Source organism: Arthrobacter sp. NPDC056691 (assembly GCF_042791415.1).
Lineage (GTDB): Bacteria > Actinomycetota > Actinomycetes > Actinomycetales > Micrococcaceae > Arthrobacter.
On record NZ_JBHTXX010000002.1, the window covers coordinates 13,190 to 29,866 of the forward strand.

The 16,677-nt window shown below is 67.6% G+C and carries 17 protein-coding genes; 8 read left to right on the forward strand and 9 right to left on the reverse strand.

The features are described from left to right. Window positions 1-180: 180 nt before the first annotated feature. From ACFRAU_RS02025 to ACFRAU_RS02035, 3 genes are read left to right on the forward strand one after another with little or no spacing between them, the layout of a single operon-like run. Entirely contained in the window at window positions 181-2,040 is a 1,860-nt protein-coding gene (locus ACFRAU_RS02025) for an ABC transporter ATP-binding protein (RefSeq protein ID WP_377998592.1), read from the forward strand. Then, entirely contained in the window at window positions 2,037-3,023 is a 987-nt protein-coding gene (locus ACFRAU_RS02030; protein WP_377998593.1) for an NUDIX domain-containing protein, read from the forward strand. The genes ACFRAU_RS02025 and ACFRAU_RS02030 overlap by 4 nt, the downstream gene beginning before the upstream one ends. A gap of 39 nt (window positions 3,024-3,062) precedes the next feature. After that, window positions 3,063-3,386, forward strand: a complete 324-nt coding sequence (locus tag ACFRAU_RS02035) for a DUF6221 family protein (protein ID WP_377998594.1) — start codon at window positions 3,063-3,065, stop codon at window positions 3,384-3,386. A gap of 37 nt (window positions 3,387-3,423) precedes the next feature. On the opposite strand, the gene ACFRAU_RS02040 is transcribed toward ACFRAU_RS02035, so the two are convergent. The 3 genes from ACFRAU_RS02040 to ACFRAU_RS02050 all read right to left on the reverse strand — a co-directional run bounded on the left by ACFRAU_RS02040 (window position 3,424) and on the right by ACFRAU_RS02050 (window position 5,339). Continuing rightward, window positions 3,424-4,290, reverse strand: coding sequence for an HNH endonuclease (locus tag ACFRAU_RS02040; protein ID WP_377998595.1), 867 nt, complete (start codon window positions 4,288-4,290; stop codon window positions 3,424-3,426). A gap of 91 nt (window positions 4,291-4,381) precedes the next feature. After that, on the reverse strand, window positions 4,382-4,981 hold the full coding sequence (locus tag ACFRAU_RS02045; RefSeq protein WP_377998596.1) for a DUF1992 domain-containing protein: 600 nt from the start codon (window positions 4,979-4,981) through the stop codon (window positions 4,382-4,384). Between the two features lie 169 nt (window positions 4,982-5,150). Then, window positions 5,151-5,339: a hypothetical protein gene (locus ACFRAU_RS02050; RefSeq protein WP_377997697.1), complete on the reverse strand. Its 189-nt coding sequence runs from the start codon at window positions 5,337-5,339 to the stop codon at window positions 5,151-5,153. Window positions 5,340-5,699: 360 nt separating this feature from the next. Between ACFRAU_RS02050 and ACFRAU_RS02055 the strand changes: the two genes are divergently transcribed. Next, the gene (locus tag ACFRAU_RS02055; protein WP_377998597.1) at window positions 5,700-6,380 is read left to right on the forward strand and encodes an NADPH-dependent F420 reductase; all 681 of its coding nucleotides are present in this window, start codon (window positions 5,700-5,702) and stop codon (window positions 6,378-6,380) included. A gap of 46 nt (window positions 6,381-6,426) precedes the next feature. Here the strand turns inward: ACFRAU_RS02055 and ACFRAU_RS02060 are convergent, their stop codons facing one another. The 4 genes from ACFRAU_RS02060 to ACFRAU_RS02075 are packed head-to-tail and all read right to left on the reverse strand — an operon-like array spanning window position 6,427 to window position 8,757. Continuing rightward, window positions 6,427-6,936: an ASCH domain-containing protein gene (locus tag ACFRAU_RS02060; protein WP_377997699.1), complete on the reverse strand. Its 510-nt coding sequence runs from the start codon at window positions 6,934-6,936 to the stop codon at window positions 6,427-6,429. After that, window positions 6,933-7,358: a thioredoxin gene (gene trxA, locus ACFRAU_RS02065; RefSeq protein ID WP_377998830.1), complete on the reverse strand. Its 426-nt coding sequence runs from the start codon at window positions 7,356-7,358 to the stop codon at window positions 6,933-6,935. Before trxA ends, ACFRAU_RS02060 begins: the two co-directional genes overlap by 4 nt. A gap of 25 nt (window positions 7,359-7,383) precedes the next feature. Continuing rightward, window positions 7,384-8,262 carry an LssY C-terminal domain-containing protein gene (locus ACFRAU_RS02070; protein WP_377998598.1) on the reverse strand — a complete coding sequence of 293 codons (879 nt, stop codon included), beginning with the start codon at window positions 8,260-8,262 and terminating at the stop codon, window positions 7,384-7,386. Window positions 8,263-8,289: 27 nt separating this feature from the next. Then, window positions 8,290-8,757, reverse strand: a complete 468-nt coding sequence (locus tag ACFRAU_RS02075) for a hypothetical protein (RefSeq protein WP_377998599.1) — start codon at window positions 8,755-8,757, stop codon at window positions 8,290-8,292. Window positions 8,758-9,025: 268 nt separating this feature from the next. On the opposite strand from ACFRAU_RS02075, the gene ACFRAU_RS02080 reads away from it, so the two are divergent. After that, on the forward strand, window positions 9,026-9,976 hold the full coding sequence (locus ACFRAU_RS02080; RefSeq protein WP_377998600.1) for a peptidase: 951 nt from the start codon (window positions 9,026-9,028) through the stop codon (window positions 9,974-9,976). A 60-nt stretch (window positions 9,977-10,036) separates the two neighbouring features. On the opposite strand, the gene ACFRAU_RS02085 is transcribed toward ACFRAU_RS02080, so the two are convergent. Then, window positions 10,037-11,911 (reverse strand): glycoside hydrolase family 15 protein, encoded by a 1,875-nt coding sequence (locus ACFRAU_RS02085; RefSeq protein WP_377998601.1) that lies wholly within the window; start codon window positions 11,909-11,911, stop codon window positions 10,037-10,039. Window positions 11,912-11,976: 65 nt separating this feature from the next. Here ACFRAU_RS02085 and ACFRAU_RS02090 point away from each other — a divergent pair, with 65 nt between their 5' ends. Next, window positions 11,977-13,245: a pyridoxal phosphate-dependent aminotransferase gene (locus ACFRAU_RS02090; RefSeq protein WP_377998602.1), complete on the forward strand. Its 1,269-nt coding sequence runs from the start codon at window positions 11,977-11,979 to the stop codon at window positions 13,243-13,245. Window positions 13,246-13,557: 312 nt separating this feature from the next. After that, window positions 13,558-14,370 carry a phosphatase PAP2 family protein gene (locus tag ACFRAU_RS02095; protein ID WP_377998831.1) on the forward strand — a complete coding sequence of 271 codons (813 nt, stop codon included), beginning with the start codon at window positions 13,558-13,560 and terminating at the stop codon, window positions 14,368-14,370. Window positions 14,371-14,430: 60 nt separating this feature from the next. Here ACFRAU_RS02095 and ACFRAU_RS02100 read toward each other — a convergent pair whose 3' ends face one another. Further along, window positions 14,431-15,117: a DUF2848 domain-containing protein gene (locus ACFRAU_RS02100; protein ID WP_377996462.1), complete on the reverse strand. Its 687-nt coding sequence runs from the start codon at window positions 15,115-15,117 to the stop codon at window positions 14,431-14,433. A 150-nt stretch (window positions 15,118-15,267) separates the two neighbouring features. Between ACFRAU_RS02100 and ACFRAU_RS02105 the strand changes: the two genes are divergently transcribed. Further along, on the forward strand, window positions 15,268-16,671 hold the full coding sequence (locus ACFRAU_RS02105; protein ID WP_377998832.1) for an MFS transporter: 1,404 nt from the start codon (window positions 15,268-15,270) through the stop codon (window positions 16,669-16,671). The last annotated feature ends 6 nt before the right edge of the window (window positions 16,672-16,677 follow it).

Consider the following 16,677-nt stretch of genomic DNA (forward strand, 5'->3'; position numbering starts at 1 on the left):
TGCAGCCGCCGTCGTTATTCAAACCGCCAGCAGGTTTTCCCCAAGTTCCTGGAGGGTTTTCCCAAAGTTCCGTAGGAAATACTGAGCCGGACCAGGGATTATCCCTGGCCGGTCTCAGAGCATCGCCGAACGCACAGCCATCGGGCGATGCCCGCGACCGCCGGGTTCTTAGGGGGAGAGATGTTTCAAACCTTTTGGCGGTTCCGCGGGGCGATAGCCCCACATGTCTGGGCGCTGGCGGGCGGCGCCCTCCTGGTGGTTTTTGTCGCCGCCATGGAAGTGGCCCTGCCGTGGCCCATGAAGGTCATCGTCGATGACGTGCTGCAGCCGACGGGCAGCTCCAAGCTCCATGAGATGCCTGCCTTCCTCGGCCTGGCCGGCCTGAGCCAGCTCCAACTGCTACTGCTCGCCGCCTCGGCGCTCCTCGCCATGACAGTGCTGAATGCGGGGGCGGACTACCTCGGCACCCGCCTGCTCAACGGCGTCGGTGAGAGGGCGATGGCCACGATCCGGGCCGAAGTCTTCACCCACCTGCAGCGGCTGTCTTTGGCCTTTCACGACAAGCAGCGGCTGGGCGACCTCGTAACGCGCACCACCACCGACGTCGACTACGTGCGCGCCCTCATGGTGTCCATCCTGTCGGTGCTCCTGCCCAATATTTTTATTCTCGGCTTCGTCATCACGATCTGCGTGCTGATTGACCCGACCTTTGCCCTGATCGGCCTGGCGGTGTCGCCGCTGCTGTTCATCACAGTGCTCTTCTACCGGCGCCGCATCAAGGGCGCGTCGAAGGAGTCCCGCAACAGGGACAGCGACATCGCGGCGGCGATGTCGGAGACGTTCGCCTCGGTCCGGGTGATGCAGACGTACACCAGCGAGGCGCGCCACGAGGAGGAATTCCGGACCCGGAATGACGGCCGGCGTGATGCCGGCCTGAGGGTGATCCGGCTGCAGTCCATGTTCTCGCCGCTGGTTGACATCATCGCGACCCTGGGCACAGTGCTGGTCCTCTGGATCGGCGCCCAGCGGGTGCTGGACGGGTCCCTGACGCTGGGCCTGCTCCTCGTTTTCCTTGCCTACCTCAAAGCCATGTACTCCCCGATGAAGTCACTGGCCAAGCTCACCACCGTCATCAGCCGAGGCCAGGCCAGCGCCGAGCGCATCCAGGAAATCCTGGACACCGCGCCGGCCATCTCGGACCTGCCCGGCGCTCGGCCCGCACCGCGGCTGGCCGGTGCCGTCGAACTGCGCTTAGTGAGCTTCGGCTACCAGGGCGACCGGCACGTGCTGCACGGGATTGACCTCAAGGCGGAGCCCGGCAGCGTCGTGGCGATCACCGGCCCGACGGGTGCCGGCAAGTCGTCGGTCGTCAGCCTGATTCCACGGCTCTACGATGCTGCCGAGGGAGAAGTTCTGCTTGACGGCATCGACGTACGGGACCTGCAGGTGGCCACTGTGCGCCGGCAGGTCTCCATGGTGCTGCAGGAATCCATCCTGTTCCGCGGGACCATCTACGACAACATCGCCTACGGTTCGGAGGGCGTCACCCGGGAGCAGGTCCTGGCCGCGGCCGAGGCAGCCCACGTGGACGAGTTCGTCCGCAACCTGCCCCTGGGATACGACACCCCTGTGGCCGAGCGCGGCGTCACCCTTTCGGGCGGCCAGCGCCAGCGCATCGCCATCGCCCGTGCGCTGGTCCGGGACACCCCCATCGTCATCCTCGATGAACCGACGTCCGGCCTGGACGCCATCTCGGAGCAGTACGTTATGCGCGGTCTCGAGCGGCTCATGGCAGGGCGCACGGTGATCGTCATCGCGCACCGGCTCTCAACGCTCAAACGGGCCGACCGGATTTACGTGCTGGACAAGGGGCGGATCGTGGAAAGCGGCAGGCACGCCGAACTCGCCGGGTCCGGCGGCCTCTACAGCCGGCTGGACAGCCTGCAGCATGCCAAGGACGCCCCAGCCCTCACGCTGGTTCCTGCCGAGAACCTGCTTCCTGCCGAAACCGGCAGCCTTCAGACGGAGACGAGCGCATGAGCAGGAAGCCCCCGACCTACGGCGCACTGCCCTGGCGGATCGGAAAGAAGGGCGCCCTTGAACTGCTCCTGATCCACCGGCCAGGCCACGGCGACTGGTCCATCCCCAAAGGCAAGGCGGACCCTGGTGAAACCGGCCGGGAGTGCGCGGAACGCGAGGTGCGGGAGGAAACGGGCCTGCGCTGCCGCATGGGCGCGGAACTGCCCAGCATCAGCTACGAGGACAGCAAGCGCAGAATCAGGACCATCCGTTACTGGGCTGCCGCGGCCGAGTCAGGCCGCTTCACTCCCAACAAAGAGGTCGACGCCGTCAAGTGGCTATCACTGCCGGCCGCCTTGCGCACGGTGACAGAACCGCGGGACAGGCCCGCCATCATCGCCCTTGGCAGCCTGCTCCAGTTGGAGCTGGGCGTCCGATTGGCGCCGAAGCGGGAGAAAATGCTGCTGCTGGTGCGCGGGGCTGAGATGACGAAAACGGACGAGTGGGACCCGGCAGCCGGCAGCAGGCCACTGTCGCCGGCCGGGCAGCAGGCCGCCAGGTCGCTGGCCTCGCTGGGAACCATGTTTGACATTGAACGCATCGTCTCGGCACCCTCGATCCGCTGCGTCGAAACGGTCGCCGCACTGGCGCGCGGGGAGTCCCTCGAAGTGGAACGTTCAGAACACTTGACCGGCGGCAATCTGGCGGCCGCGCTGGATCTCGTGGCCGCGGCCCGCGGGACGGGAACGGTCCTGTCCACCCACGAGGATGTCATGGCGGATATCCTGGCCCACCTCATCCAGCGCGACCGGACGGTCCTGACCAAGCGCTTCCGCGTCCGCAAGGGGTCGGCCTGGGTGCTGACCGGCGACCGCACCAGGTACCACTCCGCCTACTACCTGCCGCTGTCCCCCACGGACCTCAGCAGCGTGATGGACCCCAGGGTCGCCGATTTCAGCACAGCGGCTTTCAGCTCTGCCGCGGAGCTTCGCGCCGCCGTCTAGCAGCGTGTGCCCGCGTTGCGGCGGGCGTACGCTCAGACAGTGGACATTGTGGAGTTCCTGTCCGCGCGCATCGCCGAAGACGAGGCGGCGGCGCGCAAGCTGCTCGACGACCGAACGACCTCGGAATCGGGCAGGTGGTACGAACGCCGCCTGCTGCTGGAATGCGAAGCCAAGCGGCGCCTGATCAGCATCGTCGAGGCGGCCCGGCAGACCGCCCTGGCCACGCTCGTGAGCGATCCCTTCGGCGATGAGACCGAATGGATTCCGCAGGCACTGGAATGGACCACCCTGTCCCTCAATGCGCTCGCGGTCCCCTACAGTGATCATCCCGACTTCAACCGGGACTGGCTCTGGTCCCCCTAAATCCCGTTGGCAGGGCGCGATTCAGGTGCTGCGCGATTCAGGTGCTGCCCAGGATACGGCGGGCGTCGGCCTGGGCGTCAAGCTCCTGCTCAGACACCACGGACCCGCTGATGTATCCCGCGCGGGACAGCATGGCCCGCAGTTCCGCCACGGTGTAGGGGATCCGGCGCCGGTGCGCCATGGCATGGCAGTTGGGGCACAGCGGAACGAGGTCCCCCACAGGATCCAGCTCGTAGCCGGGACCTAGCTGCGCTGCCGGCACCAGGTGATGGACGTGGATGAAGCCTTCGCCTTCCGGGCCGTAAGCGGCTTCGAAGGAGAATCCGCAGGCGGCGCATGAGGTGCCGTGGTGCGCCAGGCAGACGCGCCGGGCGTGCGGGTTGCGCTCGTACCGGTTCACGCCTACCCGGATCAGGTCGTCCTGCGGCAAGGTGCCGGGCACCGGAAGAACAGGATCAATCTCATCGGCCGGCAGGCACTCGGCCCAGAGCTCCCTGATGGCGCGCGCCTGTTCCTCCGGGATCGGCCTGCAGGCGCCAGCGTCCGCCGCAGCCGCCCAGTCCGTCAGCGGCGCGCGGGCCGCCAGGATGTCTGCCGGGACCTGGTCTCCGAGCGGCAGCAGCACGTCAAAGTCCACGTCAATGCAGGTCCGGGTCCGGTGTTTCAGACCCGGCCCGGCAGCCGTGTATGGCCTGGAGGCGACCACCCCGTGGCCAATCAGCCCGCAGCCTGTCTTTCCAAGCAGCAGGAGCCATGCATCCGCTCCCGGCGCCGGCTGGGCACCGGGGGCGGTGGGCCACGCCCGCCGGTGCACACCCGCGGCGCCCAGCTCATCCACCACCCGCGAATAGCCCGGCCAGGTATCGCCTACGCCCGGGTTCCATCCCAGCAGAACAGCCACCATTCCTTTATGGTGCCACCTGCGGGTGCGGCCGTGCCCGAGTCACGGCGGACATGTTCCGCGGACTTCAGGACGGTGGCGCAGGGAGCAGCTTTCAGGAAGGGCGGTTTCGCAGGCGTCGCCACCACGGGGGTTTGGCTTCGGTAGCAGGTTCCGGCGCAGCCGCGGCCGCCGCCGCCCGCCGTTCCCGCCACCGCTGCACCTCGAGGCCGGCGTCACGGGTTTTCGTCACCACCGGTGGCCCGCCCTGCAGCTGGCGGCGGGCGTCGATGACGCTGGCATTGAAGTCCTCGACGATGTCGCGCACCTGTTTTTCCGTGTGCTGTGCGTCCAGTCTGGCGTCCAGCTCCGCGTCCTCGGTGCGCAGCAGGATCGCTTTTGGTCCGAGGCCGCTAAGGTGCTCACGCTGGATGAGGCCCTTGACCCACCAGTCGGGGTCGTAGCCCTCCCCCAGGCCGGGAATTGGCTTGCCGGAGTATTTCAGGTTGTCGAACTTTCCCTGCGCCATCGCGTCCCGGATCAGGTAGTCGGCCCGGGCGGGGTCGCTGACCTTCCGGCGCTTTTCGCGCAGTTCAGCCTCCGCGGCGGACAGCTCCGCGTCGTCCGCCGCTGTGCCGCCGGCGGACCGGAGGGCACGGAGTTCGGCCGCGCGCTCCACTTTCCGCCTGAAGTCGCCCCCTGCTGAACCCGTCACCTTTTCACCGCCCCTGCCTCCGGAGATTGTCCCGTTTCCAGTATTCCGGGGCGTGCCGGACACTTCAACGGAGCGCCGAGGGGAACCAGGCAGACGCCGGCAAGAACGACGACGGCGGGACCTCCCGCCGTCGTCCGCCTGCAGCGGTGCGTTCTACGTCGGATCCGGCTTACATGGGGTCGGGCCAGTTGCCGATATCGGCGCGCGCCGGAACGGGGGCGACCCCATCGCCTTGCGGCCGCACGGCGGCAGCGTCCGCCACCGCGGCCGGGCCGGAAGTCAGGTCGGGGACCGCCTTCACGGGGGCCGCGTTCACAGCCGCCGTGATGACGGGAAGTTCAGACCTCGGAATCTTCATAGTGGCCCTCACAGGTGGGGCGGCAACTTAAGGCCGGACCGGGTACTCAACCATGATTGCCGGCGGTCGGACGAGGCTTTGGCGAGCCCTGCGTCGAACCGATCCGGCGATCACCGACGTGCCGAATCAGCCGGGGAGGACCGGCCGGTCCGGCAACAACCGTGGCGGCCTTCCCAGCCCAGTGTCTGCCAGCAACTGGTGGCGCCGGCACACTTTCCACCACCCAATAAATCAACCCTATGTGCCACAGCGTTGACCGGCATCCGTAGCAGGTACTCGAATTTGCGCAGCGTCCGCTACTTGGGCACTCGCTGGCTTGCGGCAGTCCGCCGTCGTTGGGGGTACGTCGTCTGGCGTAATGTGCGAAATACCTGCCGGCCGCCGGCTGTTGCGCCGAACATGACAACAATCGGAATCATCGGTGCAGGACACATTGGAAGCCAGGTCGCGCGGAAGGCTGTGGAGCTTGGCTATGACGTGGTCATCAGCAATTCACGGGGGCCGGAAACGCTGGCCGCCCTCGTTGCGGAGCTGGGCCCGCGGGCAAAAGCGGCCACGGCTGCGGAGGCTGCAGCAGAGGGCGACTTTGCCGTCGTCACCGTTCCGCTCAAGAGCTACCGGGACATCCCCGTGGAGCCGCTGGCCGGAAAGATCGTGATAGATACCAACAACTACTACTGGGAGCGGGACGGCCGATTCCCGGCGCTGGACAACGGGGTAGCCACCACGTCCGGCCTGCTGCAGGAACACCTTCCGGAGTCCAGGGTGGCCAAGGGCTTCAACCACATCATGGCCAAGCAGATCACCTCGGACGGCGCCCCGGCGGGCACGGAGAACCGCCGCGCGCTGGCCACGGCCAGCGACTACCCCGAGGCGAGTGAGCTGGTGGCAAAGCTCTACGACGAGTTCGGCTTCGACACCGTGAACATCGGTCCCCTGTCCGACAGCTGGCGTGTCGAGCGCGACCGTCCGGCCTACGTCGTCCGGCAGAACGCGGCCGAGCTCCGCGAGAACCTGGCGAAGGCCCCGCGGACCATCTGATACCCAACATCCCAGGCCAGACCCTGACGAGCGGACCCGGCGGACCCTAGGCCGGGTCCGCCAGGTCAGGCGGCCAAACCACCCGGAACCGCTCGAAAACAATCTCGTCGGCTTCCGCCCATTCCAGCCCGCGGCGGTCGCGGGCGCGGGTCCAGTACCTCCGGTGCCCCGCCTGCCAGCTCGTCAACGAGCCGTCATCCTCGCCCTCATCCCGGGCGAACGCCTCATCGGCGCTGGTGAACGGGCCGAGTCGCAGCTCGACGGTCCGCAGCACGACACGCGGGACGCCAGAGCCGTCACACGCGATCCAGTGCGACCCGATGCGGGGCAGGCTCTCCCCGGCCGCAAGGAATTCGTCGGCGAGTTCAGAGGTGGCCCGTTTGGCCCCCTCGGTCACTGCCCGCAACAGCTCATCGGCCAGTGCCACCGAATCCCCGAAGCGTTCAACTGTGTAGTCCCCACAGAGGCGGACCGCTTCAGGGCAGGCGGCGGCATACTCAGACCAGAAAAGTTTGGCCGCAGCAGTGTCCACTCCCGGAAGAGCTTCAGCACTCATGCGAGGGCCTCCCTCAGCCAGCGGTCCAGCTCGGGGGCGGGGGCCGCGCCTGCCTTTCGGGCCACGATCTTTCCATCCACGATCACCATCAGCGTCGGGACCGCCTGGATGGCAAAACGGGCGGAAAGCTGCGGTGCCTTGTCCACGTCCACTTTCACGAGCTTCACCTCGCCCGCCCGCTCATGCGCCAACTGGTCCAGCACCGGGCTCACCATCCGGCAGGGTCCGCACCATACCGCCCAGAAGTCCACCAGCACAGGCACGCGGGACTCTTCGGCTATGACTGCGAAGTCGTCGTCGCCCGCCTCCACCACCCAGGGCAGGTCGCGGCGGCATTTTCCGCACCGCGGCCGGCCCTCTGCGGCAGCGGGCACGCGGTTGGCCTGCCCGCAGTGCGCGCATTTGATGATCGCCTTGTCCATGCCGTCCTTACCTCCGTTGCTGTGACTAGCAGTCAAGCACGGGTTCGTTCTCCGCATGGCCGGGCGGCCGGAGGTCGATGATGGGAAGGTCCCCGTCCGTGCGGATGCTGTCTCCTCCGCCGTTGCGGTGGTGGTAGCCGGAGGAGAAGTGCCTGATCACGTGCACGGATTCCACGGCATTGGCAGTCTTCAGGGTGCCGATGATGAAGTCGCGTTCCTCGTCGGTCCCGTCGGCGATCTTGTGCGTGATCTGGAACGTGAAGAGCGAGAGGCCCACGCTTTTGTCGTATGTTCCGGCACCCACCCAGTCGACGGCGAACCCGCCGGGAAGCATCCAGCCGTCCGGGCACTTCCAGAACCGCACGTGGTGCCGCTTGCGCGGATTGCCGTCGATTGCACGCTGGAACGCCATGTCCTGTTTGTTGCCGAAGACGTACAGCGCACTGACCGGCGACTGCGGATAACTCCTGCCCAGCAGCGTCGCGGTGAGGGTCCGCCATGCGGTGGCCGGGGTGACGGGATCGGCCTCGGTCCATCCTGCCGTGAGCATGGCGGTGCGCAGCTCGTCCGCCGGACCGATGACGGCGAGATTGACCGGATCGCCCAGCACTCCGTCGCCCGTGCGGGCTCGCCCGATGAAGTAATTCGGCAGGTACAGGCTGCTGAGGATCTTGTGGACGCGGGGCAGGAAGGCGTACGCGGCAATCAACCAGACGGGGAGGAACACCCACACCTGCTCCGGTCCCTTCGCCAGCCGGGCGAGCAGGAAGAAATAGACAGCCCAGCCCACGGCGGCGGTGATGGCCACGTACAGCAGCCGCTGGAGGACGGCGACGACGGTGGCCCAGCGGGTGCCCCAGCGCGCCTTCCGGCTGTCCGGCCGGGAGTGCTCAGGCTCCTGCATGGTTTCGGTACCTCTGGGGACAGCCACCTACTTGGGCAGGTGCTCCAGCAGGTGCCCCGTGACCGCGCCGTACGCGACGTGCGGCGCGATGTCGCTGACCCAGTCCGCGGCACTCCAGGTCCGCGGATCAGTCACGCCCAAGGCGGTCATGGGAACGTTCGAGACGAGCAGGGCCGCCACGGAGGCCACCGCCACCGACAAGACGGGTCCGGTGCGCACCCCCAGTGATCCGGCCGCCCCCAGCACAGCGCCGAGTCCCATGCCGGTGGCGATGCCGAGCAGCGGACCAAGCGCCTCCACCCGGTTCCCACGCTGGGCCTCGGTTCCCGGGATCGTCACGCCTGCCTGCTCCGCCAGCCGCTCCACAGAGTCGGCGGGCGTGGTGCTCGCCGCCCGGCCCCGCCACACCATATCCAGGTAGCTAACGGCATTCAGCGCCGTGGTTCCCGCGGCGCCGGCGAGCGCTCCATTAACAAGTCCTTTGAACAGGGACATCCTCAGCTCTCCTTCAGGCTGTGTGCTGGGCATTTCTATGCTGAAACTTACGTGCTGCCACTGATCACGGCAACGCCGGCGGCGCTGGTCTGAAACCGAAGTCAGCATTTGTCGCTCCGTCCCCTTATGCTGTGGTGATCCATCCCGCGTGATGGCGCAATGCAACAACAGGGGGTCACTGTTGCGTCCGGACTCCAACTGGCGGGAGAGCCCGCCGCCGGCCGATTTTGGCTTGCCATCCAGTTTTGGCGGACCGGCCGGCTCGGGCATGCCGGCTGACCATGGCGTGACCGCAGAGGGATTGCCCCCGGGTGTCCGCCGCTCCGCGAGCGGGCGGATTCCTCAGTGGGCCATCGATGAGGCCCTGGGTATCCAGCAGGGCCCCGCCCCATGGCGTTCGGGCCCGCCGCTTCCGGTCCGGCCCACACGCGGGCATGGCAGGAAGTGGGCCATCGGCGCGGGCATCGCCCTGCTCCTTGGCCTCTCGTCCGTGCCGATGCTGTTCGAGCGCTTTGTGCTGCCCGCAGTCCTGCCGTATCTCCCGGGAGCGCCGGTGCCGCCGCCCGGATTCGAAGCCGCCGACGCACCGCTGGGGCAGCCGCCTGCCAGTACAGGGTCGAAGGCTTACGCCCTGCAGGAGTCCCCGGACCCCGGCCAGCCCTTTGCTGCCTACGATCCCTGCCGGCCCGTGCATTACGTGGTCCGCCCCGACGACGCCCCGCCGGGTGCTGACCAGATGATCCAGGAGGCGGTCGCCAGGGTTTCGGCCGCCACCGGGCTGCGCTTCGTTTATGACGGCCCCACGTCGGAAGCTCCCAGCGAGGAGCGCGAAATGTACCAGCCGGACCTCTACGGCAAGAGATGGGCACCTGTACTGATCGCCTGGTCCAACCCTGCGGAGAGTCCAGACCTGGCCGGGGATGTGGACGGCCTGGGCGGCAGCGGATATGCGTACGTGGAGGGGCAGCCGTATGTCCTGGTGGCCGGGCAGGTGGCACTCGATGCCCCCGATTTCGCCGACATTCTGCAGTGGCCGGACGGACGCCGGTACGCCCGTGCCGTCATCATGCACGAGCTCGCCCACGTCGTAGGCCTGGACCACGTCAATGACCCCACCCAGCTGATGAACCCGGAGGGCGCCGACCTCACGGAGTTCGCCTCAGGCGACCTCGCCGGCCTGGCCATTCTGGGCGGCGGGGAGTGCGTTCCGGAACTCTGACCCTGCCAGCGGCTCGCTGACGACGACGGCAGGTCCCGCCGTCGTCCGATTGCCTGGCGTTTAGCCGCCGGAGCTTTCCTGTTCAGCAGCTGCGATGGCCCAGGCTGCGTTGATGAGGCCGATGTGGCTGAAGGCCTGCGGAAAGTTGCCCAGCAGTTCGCGGCCGTCGGCCGCCACCTCCTCGGCGAGCAGCCCCAGGTCCGACGCGAAGCCGGCGGCACGGTCGAAAACTTTGCGGGCACGTCCGGTCTGCCCGGCGAGCGCCAGGGCCTGGGCCAGCCAGAAGGTACAGAGCAGGAAGGTTCCCTCCTCCCCCGGCAGCCCGTCGGCAGCCCGGTAGCGGAAGACCAGCCCGCGGTCATCGGTGAGGTTGCGGTCGACGGCATCGATGGTGGCCAGCATGCGCGGGTCATCGGCGGGCAGGAAGCCCACGATGCAGAGCAGCAGGCTTGAGGCGTCGAGCTCCGCCGAGCCGAAGGACTGGGTGTAGGCGTTCGCGGCCTCGCTCCAGCCTTCCCCGCGGATCGTGGCAGCGATTGCCTCCCGTGCCTGCTCCCAGTCCGGGACCCTGTCCTGCGCGTCCAGGGCATCCGCCAGCCGGATGGCGCGGTCCACGGCGACCCAGCACATGAGCTTCGAATGCAGGAAATGGCGGGGCTCGCCGCGGACCTCCCAGATGCCCTGGTCCGGTGCCTGCCACCGGGCGGCGGCGAGGTCTGCAGCGCCCGCCAGAAAGCGTTTCGTTTCCGGTTCCAGGTCGGCGAGGTATTCGGGCAGCCGGTCCGCGGCGTCGAGCAGCTCGCCGTAGATATCGAGCTGGCGCTGCTGCCAGGCGCCGTTGCCCACGCGCACCGGCCGGCTGGAGCGCCAGCCCGGGAGGTGCGGCAGTTCCCGCTCGGACAGGTCACGTTCCCCGCCGATGCCGTACATGATCTGCAGATCGTCGCCGTCCTGCTGCGCCGCGACCGCCGTGGCCAGGAAGCGGAAGAACTTTCCGGCCTCGTCGGGACAGGCGGCCACCCATAAGGCCTGCAGCGTCATGCTTGCGTCCCGGATCCAGGTGTACCGGTAGTCCCAGTTGCGGGTTCCGCCGGCCACCTCGGGCAGCGAGGTGGTGGCGGCAGCCACCATGGCACCCGTAGGGAAGTACGTCAGTGCCTGGAGGAACCGTCCGCTGGCGCTGACGAGATCCTGCCACGGCCCGCGGTAGCCCTGGTGCAGTTCCGACCAGCTGTTCCAGCCCTGCAGCGTGTCCTCGAGCCGGCGCGCGGCTTCCGCCTGGTCCCACAATGGAGGCCGGTCCTCCCAGCTGTGCCGGTGGTGCAGGACGAAATGCGCTGCATCACCCGCACGCAGTGATAGGCGGGCATGGGCGGGCCCGCCGTCCAGTTCGAAGGGCACCGGGCTGGAAAGGGCCAGCACATCGGCCCCGCCCCTGGCGAGCAGCCCGCCGTCGGCCTGTTGCAGCAGCGGCCGGACCAGCCCGTATTCGGGCCGCGGATCGAAGATCACGTCCACCGCAACCTCCCCACTGGTGCACCTGACGCTCCGCAGCAGCGCGCCCGGAGACGCTGCGCCGAGTTCGTGGCCGCGGTTGCCGTCGCCGAGCAACAGGGCATCGGTCACCGTGATTGTCCCCGACCCCGAGGTGTGCGTCGTTTCGAGGACCATGCTCGGTCCAACGTAGCGCCGGGACGTTCCGGTGCCGTCCACCGGCCGGATCGCCCAGAATCCGGCCTCCTCGCCGAGAATGCGGCCAAAAACCGAGGGGCTGTCAAAGCGCGGAAAACATAGCCAGTCCACCGATCCGGCCGCCCCCACCAGCGCGGCTGAACGGCAGTCGGAAAGAAGGGCGTAATCAGCAATCGGGTCACTGGCCATGCCCGCACCATAGCGGATTCCGGAAGCCCCGGCGAGGGCGTCGAGGTCATTCATGGCAAACCCGTGGGGCCGGGACGTTTCACGTTGTCCGGAGCCGCGCAGCTGTGAAAGCATGCCTCATGCGCGCCATGCAGAATTCCAGCCGATTGCAAGATGTCCGTTACGACCTCAGGGGTCCGGTGCAGCATGCGGCAAAGAAGATGGAGGCGGAAGGCCACAGCATTCTGCGCATGAACCTCGGGGATCCGGCGCCGTTCGGCCTGCATGCGCCGGAATCCATCGTGGTGGACATGATCCACCACCTGCGCGAGGCCCAGGGATACAGCGACTCGAAGGGCATTTTTTCCGCCCGGACCGCCATCTCGCAGTACTACCAGACCAAGGGCCTGATGGAGATCGGCGTCGAGGACATCTTCATCGGCAACGGGGTCAGCGAGCTCATTTCCATGACGCTGCAGGCCTTCCTGGAGGACGGCGATGAGGTCCTGATCCCGTCGCCGGACTACCCGCTGTGGACGGCTGCCACCGTGCTGTGCGGCGGCAGCGCCGTGCACTACGTCTGCGATGAGGAGAACAACTGGTGGCCTGACATGGCGGACGTCGAGGCCAATATCACGGACCGCACGCGGGCCATCGTGCTCATCAACCCCAACAACCCGACCGGCGCCGTGTATCCGCGGCACATCCTGGAGGGGTTCGCTGACCTGGCCCGGCGCCATGACCTCGTGCTGTTCTCCGACGAGATCTACGAGAAGATCCTGTTCGAGGACTACGTCCACATCCACATGGCTTCGGTGGCCCGGGACATCCCGGTGCTGACGTTCTCCGGCCTGTCCAAGGCGTACCGGATGCCCGGCTACCGGGCGGGCTGGGTGGCGGTGAGCGGGCCGCGCTGGGCCACCGCCGCCTACCGGGAATCACTGGAGTTGCTGGCCTCGCTCCGGCTCTGCCCCAACGTTCCCGCGCAGCACGCGATTCAGACCTCGCTGGGCGGCTACCAGAGCATCACGGATCTGATCCGGCCCGGCGGCCGGCTGCGGGAGCAGCGCGACCTTGCCTGCCGGCTGCTGAACGAGCTTCCCGGCGTGAGCTGCGTGCCGGCGGCCGGCGCCATGTACCTGTTCCCGAAGCTGGATCCGGAGATGTACCCGTTCGTGGACGACGAGCAGTTCGTCCTTGACCTGCTGCAGGACCAGAAAATCCTGGTCTCGCACGGAACGGCGTTCCACTGGCACGCCACCGACCATTTCAGGTTCGTCATCCTGCCCGCGGTGGACGATATCCGCGAGGCCGTGCGCCGCATCTCCACCTTCCTGTCCTCCTACCGGGCCAAGGCCGGCCGCGCCCGCGCCTGGCCCGCCACCGCCCCCCACCACAGCCCGCACTAACTCAGCCCCTGCCCCCTGCCGTTTACGCGGCGCAGACAAAACGGCTGTGTAACGGGCAGGCGGGGGGCTGGACCCCCCCGTCGTCCGCGTTTTCTGTTCCCGTAGACGGCTGTTCCCGTGGACGGCTCAGGGCAACAAGCAGTAAGCTTGCTTACTAAATGCCTTGCTGCTGAGTGCGGTGCCACCGACGAGGGACAGGACCCCTAATTGCCTGACGAACCGTTGACTGACAAGCCATTGACGGACAGGCCGCTGCCCGGCGGACCGCTGACTGACAAACAGGGAACGCCGCAAACAGGCGTGCGCGGCGAGCTGCGCCAGGACACATCCGTCGGCGGCAAGGATCTCACCCGCTGGCAGAGCCGGTTCGGCCGGCTTCTGGTCGACGGAGTCCAGCGGATCAGCCAGATCCTGGGTCCGCACGGCGCCCTGGTACTGACGCTGCTGGTGGGCGCGGTGGCCGCAGCCGTGCTGACCGCGGCCTTTGCCGAAGTTTACGAGTCCGTGGTCCGCGCCGACGGGGTGGCCGGCCTGGACCATCCGGTGCTGGCAGCCGGCAAGAGCCTGCGCTCCCCCGGCCTGGACGTGGCCATCACGGCCTTCACGGACGTGGGCGGAACCATCGGGATGCCGATCCTCGCCCTGACAGTGATGGGCATACTGGCATTTCGCCGACGGTCCTGGACGCCTGTCATCCTGATCGTCACGGCGGGCCTGGGGTCGCTTCTGATGACCATCGCCGGAAAGCGGCTGATCGGCCGCACCCGCCCGGACCTCAGCGACGCCGTACCGCCCTACGAGCATTCGGCCTCGTTCCCCAGCGGCCATTCCCTGAATGCGGTGGTGATCGCGGGAATCGTGGCCTACCTGATCATCCTGCGGCTAAAGACGGCCCGGAGCCGCGTTCTCACCGCAGCGGCCGCCGCGGTTTTCGCAGCGGCCATGGGCCTGAGCAGGGTGTACCTGGGCCACCACTGGCTCACCGACGTTCTCGCCGCGTGGGCGCTCGGCGCGGCGTGGCTGGCACTCGTGATCACCGCCCACAGGCTTTACCTGACAGTCCGGAAGCGACGGGCGCGCGGGCAGATTCCGGCGGGAGCGGCACCCAAGGCGGGACGCGCTTAAGGTGACGGACGACGGCGGGAGGTTCCCGCCGTCGTCGTCCTGCCTTAGCGTCCGGAATCGTCAGCCGATCGGCTCGGCCATCTGTTCCACGACGTACTGGACGTCCACGGAGGTTCCGGTCACGGGATCGGCCATCTCCACCTTCCAGCTGCGGGCGAACTGGTTTACGCCGCCGGTCATCGCCACGGTGCCGGAGATGAGCACCGTTCCGGGGGCGTTGAGGCCCCGCTCGGTGAGGACGTCCAGCCAGTAGTCGGGGGTCAGCAGGGCTTCCAGCGAGCTGTCCTGGATGAGGGTGTCGGGGGTGTCGCCCTCCCCCACCCAGGCCCTGAGGGTGATCCGGTCCAGGTGGTCCCGCACGTCATCGAGCCGCCAGGCCTTGCGGCCCAGGACGTCCGGGCTCGCGTTTTTGCTCCAGGCCACACCGTGCACCTCGAGCGCGCGGTCCGTGTGGTCGCAGGCGACGGTGAGCAGCACACCGTCCGCGGTGATGACTAGGGCCCACTCGGCTTCCCCGGAGGTCCGCTCATGCTGCACCTGGACTTCCGATACCTGCTGGGCCAGATAGGGGGACACTGGATACAGGGCGGGAGTAGTGGCCGGGCCCGGAACGCCAAGTTCAGCGAGCTCAGCGATATGGGCCTGGACTTCATCCTGCTCACGCCCCGCGTAGCCGGCATTCAGGAGGTGCCTGACCTCCACATCCTGCGTGCGGCCGTCCGGTAGTTCGAAGCTCAGCGTCGTCATCGTGGATCCATCCTTTGCATTTGCTGCTGCAGAAATTTTTACAAACCGGAAACCGGAAACGGTCGCCAATGTACATCCAGTATGCGTAATGTATACATTTAACGCCAGCGTGACAGTCGTCACTAGAAAAACCTCGTGGAGGACAACACCATGGCCAACGCTCCAGTTCCGGGTCCCGGCACCACGCCGCATCCGCATGCCACCCCGCATCCGACAGTTCACCCCAAGGGCCTGTACAAGGCCTTTGCCGCCAGTCTCACCGGCACCGCCCTCGAGTGGTACGACTTCGCCGTCTACTCGGCGGCGGCCGCCGTCGTATTTCCGGTTGTCTTCTTCCCGGCGACCGATCCCCTGACCGGGACGGTCCTCGCCTTCTCGACCTACGCCGTCGGCTATGTTTCCCGCCCGGTCGGCGGCATCATCTTCGGCCGGCTCGGGGACCGCATCGGCCGCAAGAAGGTCCTGGTGACCACCCTGATGATCATCGGCGTGGCCACGGTTCTCATCGGCGTGCTGCCCGGCTACGCCAACATCGGCGCCACGGCCGGAATCCTCCTGGTCCTGCTGCGGTTCGCGCAGGGCGTGGGCGTGGGCGGCGAATGGGGCGGCGCCGTCCTGCTCTCCAGCGAGTACGGAGACCCGCACCGCCGCGGCTTCTGGGCCTCCGCGGCCCAAGTGGGCCCGCCCGCCGGCAACCTGCTGGCCAACGGCGCCCTTGCCGTGCTGACGGTCGCGCTCACCGAGGAGCAGTTCCTGAGCTTCGGCTGGCGCATCGCGTTCCTGGTCTCGGCTGTGCTGGTCGGTTTCGGCCTCTGGATCCGGCTGAAGCTGGAGGACACCCCCATCTTCAAGGCCATCGAGGCGCACGGCGAACAGCCGCATGCCCCCGTCCGCGAGGTCTTCAGCAAGGAGCTCCGTCCACTGATCGCCGCCATCCTGTGCCGCGTGGGACCTGACGTCCTGTACGCCCTGTTCACCGTCTTCACGCTCACCTACGGCATTCAGGTCCTCGGCTACCAGCGCAACCAGGTCCTCACCGCCGTCCTTATCGGTTCAGCCTTCCAGCTGTTCATGATCCCGCTGGCCGGCGCCGTCTCCGACCGCTTCAACCGCCGCCTGGTCTACGGGGTCGGCGCTGTGGTGGGCGCTGTGTGGACGTTCGTCTTCTTCGGCGTCCTGGGCGGAAACAACCAGCCGATGCTGATCATCGGCATCGTCCTTGGCCTCATGGCGCACTCCTTCATGTACGGACCGCAGGCGGCCTTCATCGTGGAACAGTTCTCCCCGCGGCTCCGGTCCACCGGCAGTTCGCTGGCCTACACCTTCGCGGGCGTGATCGGCGGCGCCATCGCACCCCTCCTGTTCACGGTGCTGCTCGCCCAGTTCGGGACCTGGATTCCGGTGGCCATCTACGTGGCCGTGGCTTCAGCGGTCACCGTGGTGGGACTGGCCCTCGGCCGGGACAACGACGCGGTGGAGGACCTGGATTACCGGCTGCTCCTGGAAGGTTCCACGTCAGCCCGCCAGCAGTCCGGCGTCGGCGAATCCCGCTGACGGTTG

Coding starts and splice junctions, on each gene's coding strand:
- ACFRAU_RS02025 (WP_377998592.1), top strand. CDS start 181: ATGTTTCAAACCTTTTGGCGGTTCCGCGGGGCGATAGCCCCACATGTC.
- ACFRAU_RS02030 (WP_377998593.1), top strand. CDS start 2,037: ATGAGCAGGAAGCCCCCGACCTACGGCGCACTGCCCTGGCGGATCGGA.
- ACFRAU_RS02040 (WP_377998595.1), bottom strand. CDS start 4,290: ATGGTGGCTGTTCTGCTGGGATGGAACCCGGGCGTAGGCGATACCTGG.
- ACFRAU_RS02050 (WP_377997697.1), bottom strand. CDS start 5,339: ATGAAGATTCCGAGGTCTGAACTTCCCGTCATCACGGCGGCTGTGAAC.
- ACFRAU_RS02060 (WP_377997699.1), bottom strand. CDS start 6,936: ATGAGTGCTGAAGCTCTTCCGGGAGTGGACACTGCTGCGGCCAAACTT.
- trxA (WP_377998830.1), bottom strand. CDS start 7,358: ATGGACAAGGCGATCATCAAATGCGCGCACTGCGGGCAGGCCAACCGC.
- ACFRAU_RS02070 (WP_377998598.1), bottom strand. CDS start 8,262: ATGCAGGAGCCTGAGCACTCCCGGCCGGACAGCCGGAAGGCGCGCTGG.
- ACFRAU_RS02075 (WP_377998599.1), bottom strand. CDS start 8,757: ATGTCCCTGTTCAAAGGACTTGTTAATGGAGCGCTCGCCGGCGCCGCG.
- ACFRAU_RS02080 (WP_377998600.1), top strand. CDS start 9,026: ATGCCGGCTGACCATGGCGTGACCGCAGAGGGATTGCCCCCGGGTGTC.
- ACFRAU_RS02085 (WP_377998601.1), bottom strand. CDS start 11,911: ATGAATGACCTCGACGCCCTCGCCGGGGCTTCCGGAATCCGCTATGGT.
- ACFRAU_RS02090 (WP_377998602.1), top strand. CDS start 11,977: ATGCGCGCCATGCAGAATTCCAGCCGATTGCAAGATGTCCGTTACGAC.
- ACFRAU_RS02100 (WP_377996462.1), bottom strand. CDS start 15,117: ATGACGACGCTGAGCTTCGAACTACCGGACGGCCGCACGCAGGATGTG.
- ACFRAU_RS02105 (WP_377998832.1), top strand. CDS start 15,268: ATGGCCAACGCTCCAGTTCCGGGTCCCGGCACCACGCCGCATCCGCAT.